At 76.3% G+C, this 11,889-nt stretch carries 8 protein-coding genes; 3 read left to right on the top strand and 5 right to left on the bottom strand.

Features of this window, described 5'->3' with window-relative positions; translation table 11 throughout:
• Nucleotides 1-6: 6 nt before the first annotated feature.
• Complete coding sequence (ligA, locus tag LV78_RS32395; RefSeq protein WP_253849829.1) at nt 7-2,007, bottom strand: NAD-dependent DNA ligase LigA; 2,001 nt, start codon at nt 2,005-2,007, stop codon at nt 7-9.
• Nucleotides 2,008-2,456: 449 nt separating this feature from the next.
• Here ligA and LV78_RS32390 point away from each other — a divergent pair, with 449 nt between their 5' ends.
• Nucleotides 2,457-3,101 carry a DUF6292 family protein gene (locus tag LV78_RS32390; RefSeq protein WP_253849828.1) on the top strand — a complete coding sequence of 215 codons (645 nt, stop codon included), beginning with the start codon at nt 2,457-2,459 and terminating at the stop codon, nt 3,099-3,101.
• 113 nt (nt 3,102-3,214) lie between these two features.
• Nucleotides 3,215-3,619: a hypothetical protein gene (locus LV78_RS32385; RefSeq protein WP_253849827.1), complete on the top strand. Its 405-nt coding sequence runs from the start codon at nt 3,215-3,217 to the stop codon at nt 3,617-3,619.
• Nucleotides 3,620-3,977: 358 nt separating this feature from the next.
• On the opposite strand, the gene LV78_RS32380 is transcribed toward LV78_RS32385, so the two are convergent.
• The 4 genes from LV78_RS32380 to LV78_RS32365 all read right to left on the bottom strand — a co-directional run bounded on the left by LV78_RS32380 (nt 3,978) and on the right by LV78_RS32365 (nt 6,852).
• Nucleotides 3,978-4,217 (bottom strand): hypothetical protein, encoded by a 240-nt coding sequence (locus tag LV78_RS32380; RefSeq protein WP_253849826.1) that lies wholly within the window; start codon nt 4,215-4,217, stop codon nt 3,978-3,980.
• A 303-nt stretch (nt 4,218-4,520) separates the two neighbouring features.
• Complete coding sequence (locus LV78_RS32375) at nt 4,521-5,645, bottom strand: NADH:flavin oxidoreductase (RefSeq protein WP_253849825.1); 1,125 nt, start codon at nt 5,643-5,645, stop codon at nt 4,521-4,523.
• Nucleotides 5,646-5,704: 59 nt separating this feature from the next.
• A complete protein-coding gene (locus LV78_RS32370; RefSeq protein ID WP_253849824.1) occupies nt 5,705-6,172 on the bottom strand; it encodes a hypothetical protein in 468 nt (155 codons plus the stop codon).
• A 245-nt stretch (nt 6,173-6,417) separates the two neighbouring features.
• Nucleotides 6,418-6,852 carry a universal stress protein gene (locus tag LV78_RS32365; RefSeq protein WP_253849823.1) on the bottom strand — a complete coding sequence of 145 codons (435 nt, stop codon included), beginning with the start codon at nt 6,850-6,852 and terminating at the stop codon, nt 6,418-6,420.
• Between the two features lie 963 nt (nt 6,853-7,815).
• Here LV78_RS32365 and LV78_RS41190 point away from each other — a divergent pair.
• Entirely contained in the window at nt 7,816-11,433 is a 3,618-nt protein-coding gene (locus LV78_RS41190; protein ID WP_308208782.1) for an ATP-binding protein, read from the top strand.
• Nucleotides 11,434-11,889: the final 456 nt, after the last annotated feature.

Here is an 11,889-nt window from a genome sequence, read left to right as displayed (position 1 = left end):
CCCCGGTCAGGCGACCCCGGCCGCGATCAGCTGCGTCCAGATCTCCCCCTGGTCCACCACGGCCACGCCCAGCTTCTCCGCCTTCGCGGTCTTGCCCGCGCCCACCTCGGCCCCGGTGATGAGCATGTCCGTGTTCGCCGACACCGACGACGCCGTGGTCGCGCCCGCCTTCTCGCACAGGCGCTGGAACGCGGGCCTCGCCACCTTCTCGCCCGACCTCGGGTCGCTGATCGCCCCGGTGATCACCACCGTCTTGCCCGCCAGCGGCGCGTCCGAGGCGACCACCGGGGGCAGGTCCTCGTCGCGCACGTCCAGGGACACGCCCCGCGCGCGCAGACGGACCAGCTCGGGGCGCAGCCTGGCCAGGTGCTCGGTCAGCGACGCCGCGACCTTCGGGCCGATGTCCTCGACCTCCACCAGCCGCTCCTCGCCCGCGTCCGCGACCTCCTCCAGCGAGCCGAAGCCCGCGCGGCACAGGCGGGTCGCGGTGCCCTCGGACGCCATCGGCACGGCGAAGCCGATCAGCGCCCTGCGCAGGCCGACGGCCCGGCTCGCGGCGATCGACTCGATCATGCGGGTGGCCGAGGTCTCGCCGACCCGCTCGAACTCCAGCAGCTGCTCCTTGGTGAGCAGGTAGAAGTCCGACGGGTGCTCCAGCAGCCCGGCCTCGGCGAAGCGCTCGATCCACACCGGACCGATCGCGTCGATGTCGGCGGCGGCGCGCGAGGCCCAGTGGATCAGCCTGCGGACGGTCTGCGCCGCGCAGGAGACGTTGGTGCAGAACAGCTCGCGGCTGTTGCCCTGCTCGGTGAGCGGCTGGTCGCACGACGGGCACGTCGACGGGGGCACGATCTCGCGCTCCTGGCCGGTGCGCCCCGCCGCGTCGAGCACGCCCGCCACGAACGGGATCACGTCGCCCGCGCGGCGCACCAGCACCGTGTCGCCGACCATGACGCCGCGCGCCTTGATGACCTCCTGGTTGGCCAGGGTCGCCCTGGTGACCGTGGTGCCGCCGACGAACACCGGCTCCAGGTGCGCCACCGGGACGACCTTGCCGGTCTTGCCCACGTCCCAGACCACGTCCACCAGCAGGGTGGTCTTCTCCTCGGCGGCGAACTTGAACGCCAGCGCCCCGCGCGGCGAGTTCGAGCGCGTCCCGGCGGCGGCGTAGGCGCGGCGGTCGGACAGCCGCAGCACGGCCCCGTCCAGGTCGTAGTCCAGGGCGGCCCGGCCGGTCTCGATCTCGGTGATCACCCGCTGGGCGGCCTCGGCGTCGACGGCGTGGCGCATGTCGGCCGGGGTGAAGCCGAGCGCTCCCAGGCCCTGCTCCAGGTCGGCGCCCACCGCGGCGCCCGCCTCCGCGTCGGTGTCCAGCTCGAACGCCAGGAACCGCAGCCTGCGCCCGGCGACCGTGGCCGGGTCCTTGGCGCGCAGGGTGCCCGCCGCCGCGTTGCGCGGGTTGATCAGCGGCTTGTCCGGGTGCGCCTCGTTGTAGGCGGTGAACGTCGAGCGCAGCATGACCGCCTCGCCGCGCACCTCGACCCGGCCGGGCGCGGGCACGCGGGTGGGCACGCCGTCGGCCAGCGCGCGCACCAGCGGGGTCACGTCGTCGCCGGTCGTGCCGTCGCCCCTGGTGACCGCGCGCAGCAGCGCGCCGCCCTCGTAGACCAGGGAGAGGGACAGGCCGTCGAGCTTCGGCATGACGACGACCGGCTGGCCGGGGAAGCGGTCGAGGAACGCCGCGACCTGCTCGGGCTGGGTGGCCTTCTCCAGCGACAGCATCGGTCGCGCGTGCCGCACGGGGGCGTGCAGCACGGCGGGGGCGCCCACCTGGTCGAGCGGGTTGGGGTCGGGGGTCAGCTCGGGGTGGGCGGCGATCAGGGACCGCAGCTCGTCCTCGGTCGCGTCGTACTCCGCGTCGGCGACCAGTGGCGAGCCCCGGTAGTAGGCGTCGCGCAGGCTGACGACGCGGTCGGCGAGATCCCGGATGCGCTCTTCGGCGTTCACGGGCAGGACGCTACCGAGGCGGTCCGACATTTCCGGCCGATCGGGGTGCGTGCGATCGACGTCTCGCCCGGTCGGGGCAGTCCGCTGTGGACCGGTCCGAGGACGGTGGGCGCGCGCCACCGCCCGATCCACCGGCGGCTCACCGCCCCGGATCGGGGTCCGATGGGATACAGTGGTCAGGACAACCCGCTGCCTGCGTCCCGCAGGGGCGCTTCTCACGCACCTGGCCGTTCGCCAGGGCACGGGGGCCGGCGACACCGCGGCTCCCGCTCGCTCCACCACCTCCACGCCCCGCGCTGACGCGGGCTACCACCGCTGCGACCCGCGCACGACGCGGGTGATCGGCGCGGACGTGCGGGTGGAGCCGGTTCGCCCCGTCCGACGCGGTGATCGCGCGCCGCGCGGCCCGAAGGGCGCGCACCGGTGGGAGCACACGACACTGGAGCCACATGAGGCGAAGCAGGACGCCCGCTCGACCCGACCTGATCAAGGCTGCGCCCGCGCGCCGCGACCGGCCCACCGGGGAGGACCTCCCCGCGCCGGGGCGGACGGCCCCGCAGCGACCGCTGCAGAAGCGCGCCGTGCCCGCGCCGCGCGCGTTCCCCGGCCAGACCCGGCCGGGAAACCCCCAGGACGTCGCGGGGGCGCGCAGGCCCACCTCCCCGCGCAAGGGGACCTCGCCGCGCGACGGCGGCGCGCACGCGCTCGCGGAGGCGCTCGACGACTACGTGCGCGCGGTGGCCGAGGCGGTCGAGGTCCCGCCGGACGGCACCTCCTCCGAGGTCACCGACACGGCCACCGCCTACCTCGCGCTGGGGTGCCGCTCCGAGGCGCACCCCGGTCGGGACCTGATGCTGGTCTGGAGCGCGGCGCACGGGTGGGTGGTGTCGGTGGAGACCTCCCCGGACGAGGAGCCGGTGGTGCTGTCCCGCTCGACCGGCGACCTGGTCCCGCCGCCGGAGGCGGTGGCCGCGCTGGTCGCCGACGCGGTGTCGGAGCGCGACGTCCACGACTGGACGCCGCTGCTGCTGGTCGGGGACGCGGACTGGTCCGGGCTCGCCGAGCGGATGCGCCGCAGGGCGGGTTCGCGGTGACCGGCGCGCACGCCACGAGCACCCGGCGACGCGCGCCGTCGCGGACGACCACCCAGCGGACGCCCCCACTGCGGGCGACCACCCACCCGACGACCGAGAGCACCGGTGAGCGAATGACCCAGTCCCAGAGCGGTCCCGCCCAGGAGGCCGTGCAGCCCGTCCTGTTCAGCCACCCCGACGGCGAGAGCCCGGAGGCGGCTCCCCGCGAGCAGCGCGGCGCCGTGGCCGCCCCCAGCTTCGTGCCGTCGCTGACACCGCTCGGGGACGGCTGGGCGGAGCAGGCCCCGGCGTGGCGGCCCGCGCGCCCCTCGGCCGGGCGCGGCGCCCCTCGGGGCCGGGACGACCGGCGCGGGCAGGGCGACCAGCGCGGTCGCGGCGGCTCGCACGGGCGCGGCGACCTCCCCGGAGGGGACGGGCACCCCGGTCACGGGGGTTCCGGCCACGGCGGCGGCGACCGGCGCGGGCAGGCGCGCAACCAGTCGCGCGGGCGTGCGAACGGGTGGGGTCGCGCGGGCTGAGCCCGGTTCGACGCGGGCGGCGGTGGTCCGGCGTTCCGCCCGTGGCTGGTCGAGCAGCGCCTGTCCGCCGTGGCGGCGCGGCTCCTCGGGCACGGGCAGCGGACGTGGGTCTTCCGGTCGCCCCGCCGACCTCGGGCAGGCCCGCGAGCACGAGACCGGTGCGCACGTGCTCGCGCACCGGTCTCGTGCTCGCGGGAAGCCCGGTCCCCTGCTCAGCCGATCACGGGCTCAGCCGGTCACGCAGCAGGGACGATCCCGCACGCTCTCGGGCCCGGTGACCCCGTGCTCGACCGGCCGGTTCCCCTGGACGCCCCGGAAGTCGCGGGCCAGGATCGCGGAGCGGTGCGCGAACGGGTCATCACCCCGCTCCTTCGGCCTGCCGGACGCGCGCGACCGGCTGGCGGGAGCCTGCCCCGAAGTCGGACAGGCCCAGCATGGTCAGCAGTTCCCGGCAGTCGTGCACGCCGACCGCGTGGTCGGCGACGACCAGGGCCGCGCGGCGCTGGTGGGCGGATTCCGCCAGGTCCGCGGCTTCACGGGTGGCCTCCCGCGTCGCGGCGACGCTGCGCTCGGAGGAGACCTTGGAGTTCCAGTTCACCGGTTCCCCCGTCCGGGGGCCGGGGTGCTCGCGGGTGGCGCGGACGTGGCGCCGAGAAGACGTGGTGCGGGTGGGACGTGCTGGCGATCCGGCTGCAAGCCGGTCTCCTGACTCCCCGGCCGAGTAACCACCGAGCCGGAATGGACCGGGCACCGCAGCGGCTGGTGCCGCGACTGGTTCCCCGACCAGGACGACTGTACCCGACCGGGGTCCTCCGGGACGGGGCTCCCGGCCCGGTGACGGCTCGGGGCGGCGCGGGGCCCGTGGGGTCCCGCACCGCCCTGAGCGGTGCTGCTCGGCGCGTCAGACCAGGGTGGTCGCGGCGTCCTTGGTGAACGGGGTGATCTCGTCGGCGCGGCCCGACACGACCTTCGCCACCCACTCCGGGTCGGCGAGCAGGGCGCGGCCCACGGCGATCAGGTCGAACTCGTCGCGCTCCAGGCGGTCGAGCAGGGCGTCGACGTCGGTGCGCGCGGCTGCCGGGTCGCCGCCGAAGAACTTCGACACGTCCGCGTCGAGGCCGACCGAGCCGACGCTGATGGTGGCCTTGCCGGTCAGCTTCTTCACCCAGCCCGCGAGGTTCAGGTCGCCCTCGTCCTCGAACTCGGGCTCCCAGTAGCGGCGGGTGGAGGCGTGGAAGACGTCGACGCCCGCGGCGGCCAGCGGGGCGAGGATCGCCTCCAGCTCCTGCGGGGTGTCGGCGACGCGGGCGCCGTAGTCGCCCATCTTCCACTGCGACATGCGCAGGATCAGCGGGAAGTCCGGGGACACGGCCGCGCGCACGGCCGCGACGACCTCGACCGCGAAGCGGGTGCGGGCCACCGGGTCGCCGCCGTAGGCGTCGGTGCGGCGGTTGGTGCCCGCCCAGAGGAACTGGTCGATCAGGTAGCCGTGGGCGCCGTGCAGCTCGATGCCGTCGAAGCCGATGCGCTCGGCGTCGGCTGCGGCCGTGGCGAACGCGGCGACGACGTCGTCGATGTCCTGCTGGGTCATGGTGTCGCCGTCGGCGGTGCCGCCGATGCCGACGCCGGACGGGCCGATCGACGGGGCGGACGGGTTCGGCTGGGAGCCCGCCGGGCGCGCCATGCCGACGTGCCACAGCTGCGGGACGATCGTGCCGCCCGCCGCGTGCACCTGCTCGACGACGTTCGCCCAGCCCGCGAGCTGCTCGTCGCCGTGGAAGCGCGGGATGCGGTCGCTCAGGCCCGCCGAGCGGTGGTTGACGTAGGTGCCCTCGGTGACGATCAGGCCGACGCCGCCCGCCGCGCGGCGCGCGTAGTAGGAGGCCACGTCGGCGCCGGGAATGCCGCCCGGCGAGAAGGCGCGGGTCATGGGGGCCATCGCCACCCGGCCGGGCACGGTCAGCGAGCCGACGGTGAAGGGGCGGGACAGCAGGGTTGCCGCGCGCTCTGCGCTGCTGGTGGACACGAGGGCTCCTAGCGCCGGTGTTCGGGTTCTGGAGTCCACGCTAAAACCTGACATTGACGTCAGAGGCAAGCTTTGTGACCCGGATCGCCGACGGCTTCCCGCAGCCGCGCCTCGAACCAGGGCGGGGTGTGCGCGGGGGTGCGGGGGAACTCGTCCAGGTCCTCGCGGTAGTCGCGGAGGTCGGGGGGTTCGCGGAACTCGGGTTCGGCGGTCCAGTCGTAGTGGACGTCGAAGCGGTCCGGGCGCTCCAGGGTGTAGCGGGCGGTGAACCACGTCCCCCGGTCGGGTTCGCGCACGCCCGCGCGGAGGTCCTGGAACCGGTGCCAGACCAGCTGCGGCGGGGTCCAGGCGCGCAGGGCGCCGTCCTCGCTGATCAGGCCGACGCTGATCTCGATGTGACCGCCGAGCTGGCGGTGCTCCAGGACTATCCGCTGCCAGTCGGACGGGGCGGATTCGAGCAGGGTCACGGCTATCACGGCCAGGAGTTCGCGCTGCTCGTCCTGGGTCAGTCGCGGCCAGTCGTTCACGCGTCACTCCTGGGGGTCGGGTCCACCAACCGGGTCACCCTACTGAGCTAATCGCTCGATATCGGGTGGTGTGGTGGACCGGACAGGAGTTCGCGGGTCCGGGAATTGTCGGCGGGGTGAACGCCGCAGGCGCGGTGGAGCACCGGATCGGTGTCCTCCGCGCGGCTGTGGTGTCGTCCGGGCGGTTTCGCCCGGTTCTGGATCGCGGTTTTCCGGGTTGGCGGGCGGCGCTGCCCGGTCCGGGGTCAGCGGGCGGGGAGCACCACGACCGGGGCCGGGGCGCGGCGGACGCAGTGCGTGCTGGTCGTGCCCAGCAGCGCCCGGCCGAACGCCGAGCGGCGCAGTCCACGACCCGCGTGCGCGGCCAGTACCAGCATCGCCGCGCCGGTGGCCTCCGACTCCAGCACCTCGGCCGCGGGCCCGCGCACCGCGCGCCGCACCACGGCGGGCGGCTGGGGCCGGTCGGCTGCGCGGCGCAGGGCGTTGTCCATGATCGTCTCGGCCCTGCGGCGGGCCAGCACCTCGGCCTGCTCGGTCCAGTCCGCGAGGGGCTCGTAGTCCCAGGCGCTGACCACGTGCAGCGGGCAACCCCGCGTCGCGGCCTCGTCCAGCGCCCACACCAGGGCGCGCTCACCGTCGGTGGTCCCGTCCACTCCCACGACGATCGGCTTCTCCGTCATCACACCCACCTCCACATGACTGATGTTGCTCGGTGGGGAGGGGGTGGACCCAGGGTCGTTGGTGCTGGGACGGGTGGGACTTCCAGCACCCCTGGGGAGGGCACAAGCAGGGTGGGGTGGGCGGGAAGCGGGCCGGGGTGGGGGTGCGGTCGGGCAGGGCGGGCGGGAAACGGGCGTGGGAGGGGCGACGGGGAGGCGGGCACGGAGGCGGGGCGCGGGGAGGCGGTGCGCGGAGGGGTGCACGGAGGGTGCACGGAGGCGGAGGCGTTGCGCGGGAAACGGGCGGGGAGGGGAGGCGGGGAGAGCGTCCTGGACGCGCGCACCGCCTTCGGTTGAACGGTCCGTTCAACCGAAGGCTCAGGGCAACTGCCCAGCAAGCGGGGGGTGGGGATGATCGGGCGGTTGTTCGTGGTTGAACGGACCGTTCAACCGGAGGCCTCGCAGGAGCGACGGGTCGCATGGGCGCATGGGCGTGCGCAGGGCAGGCGTGGGTGGGACGGGTGGGTGGTTGTGGGCGGGGACCGAGCGGGTGAGGTGTTGGCGGGGTGTCTCAGTCGGGGGGATTCGGTTCGGTTCTTGGTGTTCGGCCATTCCTTCGGGTGGCGCACTGCGTGTGCACCTTCTTCACACCTCAAGCACTTGCAGCGACAGGAAGAACCCGTTGTGATGAGGCTCGCATGACTTTTTCCACTCCGAGTGTCTTTCCTTCGCACTCCAACGTGCGCCGGTGTGAGTTACCCCATCCGGAGCAGTATTCGTGTTCACCGCAATGCCGACGGACGCGCACGGAAAGTGAATATGTTTCCGGGAACGCGGGTGGCCGCATTGCCGCGCACGCCGCCGCGTTACCGGGAACGAGTAAGTGTTGTGCCATGAACCACCAGCCGGGGAAAACCAGGTATTCCGCCCAGTCGCGCAAAGCCGCGCTCGGGGCTCGCCTCCGGCGATCGGGGAGGAGCCGCCGTGCCTAGTGGTCCGCCGCTGCGCGTCGCCCTGCTGGGACCGGTCCGGGCCTGGCTCGGCGAGGTCGAGGTGGACGTCGGGGCCGCTCAGCGGCGGGCCGTGTTCGCCATGCTGGCGGCCCGGTGCGGGCAGACCGTGGCCAGGGACGAGCTGGTCGACGGCGTCTGGGGCGACGCTCCCCCGGCCACGGCGGGCGCGAGCCTCTACACCTACGTGTCCGGGCTGCGCCGCGCGTTCGACCCCGACCGCTCGCGCCGCGCCTCCACCGGCGTGATCGACTCCGTCGGGGCCGGGTACGCGCTGCGGTTGGAACCCGGCGGGCTGGACGTGAACCGCTTCGAGGCGCACCGGGAACGCGCCCAGGAGCTCGCCGCCACCGACCCCGCCACCGCGCTGCGCGAGCTGGACGAGGCGCTCGGGCTGTGGCGGGGAGACGCGCTGTCGGGGGTGCCGGGGCCGTTCGCCGAGGCCCAGCGGTCGCGGTTGGCGGAGTTGCGGTTGGCGGCCGTGGAGCGGCGGGCCGAACTGGCGCTGGGGCTCGGGCGGCACGCCGACGTGGTCGCCGAGCTGACCGCGCTGACCGCCGAGCACCCGATGCGGGAGGGGCTGCGGGCGCTGCTGATGCAGGCGCTGCACCGGGGTGGGCGGCAGGCCGAGGCGCTGGAGGTCTTCCGGGACGCCAGGCAGGCGCTCGTCGAGCAGCTCGGGATCGAGCCGGGGCCCGCGCTGCGGCACGCGCACAGCCAGGTGCTCGGCGACCACGACGGCGCCGGGGACGACACGGCCTGGGCGCGGGGGGCCGATCTGCTGCCACCTCGGGGCAGCCCCTGGCCGGACGGCGCCGGAACCGGGCCGCCGGGTGGGGATGAGCGGGGTGGGCGCGGCCGGGACGACGACGGGACCGGCGGGTACGGGCGGTTCGGGAGCGGGCAGGCCGGAGGTGGGCGGTTCGGGAGCGCGCAGGCCGGGAGTGGGCGGGCGGATGTCGGGCGAACCGGTGACCGGCAGGTGGGCGACGGGCGCCCCGGCGCAGGGCACGCGGGCGCAGGGCACGCGGGCGACGGGTCTCCCGGCCGGGTGAACGCGGACGTGACCGGGCTCGGCGAGCACGTGACCGGGCGGTCCGGACCCGCGCTGTCCGCTCCCCCGCCCACCCCCGCCGGTTTCACCGGGCGCGCGCGGGAGCTGGCCGCGCTGCGGGCCGCCGTCGCCGAGGTGGTGGCCGGGCGGGGCGGGGCGGTGTGGGTCGAGGGTGAGCCGGGGATCGGCAAGTCCGCCCTGCTCGACGTCGCCCTGGACGGCCGCGACGTGCAGCTCGGCTGGGCGCGCGGGGACGAGCTGGGCGGGCGGTTCCCGCTGCGGGTGGTGCTGGACTGCCTGGACGTGTCGCCCTGCTCTGCCGATCCGCGCCGGGTCGCGCTCGCCGCCGCCCTGGACGACCCGGCCTCCTGGCTGGGCGACCCGGTGGCCGCCGCCGCGGAGCGGCTCACCGGGTTCGTCGCCGAGCTGTGCGCGGCCGGGCCCGCGGTGCTGGTGGTGGACGACGCGCAGTGGGCCGACGAGGCCAGCGTCGCGGTGTGGCGGCGGCTGCTGGGGCTGACCGGGGAGCTGCCGCTGCTGCTGGTCGCCGCAGCCCGCCCGGTGCCCCGGCGCGGTGACGTCGACCGGGTACGCCGGGCCGCCGCCGACCGGGGCGGGCTGGTGCTGGCGCTCGGGCCGCTGTCCGAGCCCGAGGTCGCCGGGCTGCTGGCCGAGCAGGTCGGGGCCGCGCCGGGACCGGAGCTGCTGCGGCTGGCCGGGTGCGCGGGCGGCAACCCGCTGTACGTGCGCGAGCTGGCCGACGCGCTGGTGCGCGAAGGCGCGCTGGAGCGGCGCGACGGGACCGCCGACGTGGACGGGGCCGGGCGGACCGCGTCGCCGTCGCTGGTGGCGGCGCTGAACCGGCGGCTGTCGTTCCTGTCCGACGACACCACCGAGGTGCTGCGCAGGGCCGCGCTGCTCGGCGACCGGTTCGCGGTGGCGGACGTGGCGACCGCGCTGGGCACCGCCGCGTCCGGGCTGCTCGGGCCGCTGTCCGAGGCCACCGAGTCCGGGGTGCTGGTGGACGGCGGGGAGCTGCTGGCGTTCCGGCACCCGCTGGTGCGGCAGGTGCTGTACCTGGGGGTGCCGGAGGCGGTGCGGTCGGCGCTGCACCGGGAGGCCGCGCGGGCGCTGGCCGAGGCGGGCGCGGCGGTCGCGGTGGTGGCCGGGCAGATCGCGGCGGCCCCCGAGCTGGCCGACGACTGGGTGGTGGACTGGCTGACGGCGCGCTCCGGCGCGCTGGCGGCGGCGGAGCCCGGGGCGGCCGTGGAGCTGCTGCGGTCGGTGGCGCGGCAGCCCGCGCTGGAACCCGCGCACCGGGAGCGGTTGCTGGCCGAGCTGGCGCGGCTGCTGTTCCTGCTCGGCGAGCGGCCCGACGCGGAGGTCCGGTACGTGCTGGCCCGCTCCAGGGACGCCGACCGGATCGGGGAGATGCGCTGGCTGCTGGCCCGGTTGCAGCTCGACGACGGCGAGCCGGGCGAGGCGTCCCGGATGCTCGCGGAGGCGATCGCGGACCCGGCGGGCACGCCGGTGTGGCGGGCCAGGATGCGGGCGCTGCTGGCGCTCGTGCACCGGGAGGGGTTGGACGACGTGGTGTCGGCCGAGGCGCACGCGCTGGCCGTGCCGCCCGGCGACCGGATGGCGGACGGGTTGGCGCTGCGCGCGCTGTGGCAGGTGGCGATGGCGCGGCGCGACCACGCGGGGGCGCTCGCCCGCGCCGAGGAGGGCGCGGCGGTGGTGGCGGGCGACGCGGTGCTGGCCGGGCTGTGGCACGAGCTGGTCGCGGACCGGGCCGAGGCGCTGCGGGCGCTGGACCGGTTCGCCGACGCGGACGCCGCGCTGCGCGCCGGTCGGGCCGACGAGCCGGGGGTGCTGGCGCGCGGCGTGGTGCTGGTGCGGGCGGCCGAGCAGGACTACTGGACGGGGCGGTGGGACCGGGCGCTGGAGCGGGCCGAGGACGGGGTGGCGCGGTCCGGGTCGCGCGAGCGGGGGCGGGTGCTGCTGGGGCGGGGGATCGCGGCGCTGGTGCGGGTGCGGCGGGGGTTGCCGGTGCGGTGGGACGGGGCGCCTGCGCCGGTGGTGCCCGCGCACTACGAGCAGGCGGACTTCCTGGCGGTCGCGCGGGCGCTGGCCGGGAGCGCGCCGGTTCCCGCGCTGGTGCCGCTGCTGCGCCCGCGCGGGCTGCTGGCGCGGCACCGCTGGATGCCGCTGCTGACCCGGTCGGCGCTGGTGGAGGGGGCGCGGGACGTGGCGGAGCGGGCGCTGCGGGTGTGCCTGGACGAGGGCGCGGAGGTGGCGGCGGCGCACTGCCGGGGGCTGCTGGGCGCTGACCCGTCCGAGGTGTTGGTGGCGGCGGGGCGTTACCGGGCGGCGGGTCGGACCGTTGACCTTGCGGGGGCGCTGGAGGACGCGGCGGTCCTGCTCGGCGACGAGGTGCGGCTCGCGGAGGCGGTCGAGGTGTACCGGGGGTTCGGCGCGGAGGCGGACGCGCGGCGGGCTCGGGCGCGGTTCGGGCGGTTGGCGCGGGGAACGCGATGAGGCTGGAGGGTGGATGCGGGCGCGGGTCTTCCGGGTGGTGGCTCCGGGGTTGACCGGGTGCGGCCGGGGTGCGGCCGGGCGGAGTGGCGGGGTTGGCGGGCTAGGCGGGGACGGGGCGTGCTCGGGCGGGCCCGAGGTGGGTGTGGTCGGGGGCGGCGGGCGGGTGAGCGGGCCGGGCGCGGGAGGGGCGGTGACTCGGCGCGCTGGGTGGACGGCCCGGTCGGGAGCGGCCGGGCGGGACGGATGGGACACCGGGGCGGGTCCGGGCGGGGTGGCGTTCGGGTGCGGCGGACAGGCGGCCTCGCCGGGAACGGCCGGAGCAACAGCTGGGCATGGCGGGCAGGCGTGCAGGCCTGAAGCGGCCAAGGCTGCAACCGGGTGCGCTGGGCAGGACACCGGGACAGGTCCGGCCGGAGCAGCGGGCCGACGCGGCGGACAGGCGGCCTCGCCGGGAAC

Origin of the sequence: Actinosynnema pretiosum, assembly GCF_024171695.1 — a bacterium.
GTDB classification, from domain to species: domain Bacteria; phylum Actinomycetota; class Actinomycetes; order Mycobacteriales; family Pseudonocardiaceae; genus Actinosynnema; species Actinosynnema pretiosum.
The sequence above is the reverse complement of the archived record's forward strand: the minus strand, read 5'-3'. Positions and strand labels throughout refer to the sequence as shown.